General features: G+C 42.3%; 1 protein-coding gene. It reads right to left on the reverse strand.

All coding sequences use genetic code 11. The features are described from left to right. Window positions 1-383, reverse strand: a 383-nt coding sequence (locus H0X90_RS35575) for a DUF6387 family protein (RefSeq protein WP_196438458.1), incomplete at both ends; no start/stop codon positions are given.

Genomic DNA, 383 nt, shown 5'->3' on the forward strand with positions numbered 1-383 from the left:
AAGCGACTCTGCAATCTCTTCGTCTGTGCCACTTGCCAGATCAATCTCGAACATGATCGTTCGTGTAAACTGATCTGGCATAATGTCTGAAAGTGATTCTTCTCGAAGCTCTGCGTTTATAGAATAATTGTCACCTTCATGCCAAAGAAAACCTCCACGTTGCATTGCAATAATGCTCGTTTCAGCAAGGCGATCAAGAGTTGTGAGAAAGAAAGGGGGAGGTTGAAAAAGTTTGTTGGCAGGAGTCATGTATCCCAGTTGTCCTTCTTCAATTAAAAAAGGATTGCCACTAAAAATTTTTGAGAAGTAACCCGCAAGTGCTCTGCTCTCAAACTCTTCCCGATACTCCTTAAAGAACAATTTACGGGCCCATATCTCATGGT

Origin of the sequence: Burkholderia sp. 9775_39, from assembly GCF_015712225.1 — a bacterium.
Lineage (GTDB): Bacteria > Pseudomonadota > Gammaproteobacteria > Burkholderiales > Burkholderiaceae > Burkholderia > Burkholderia cenocepacia.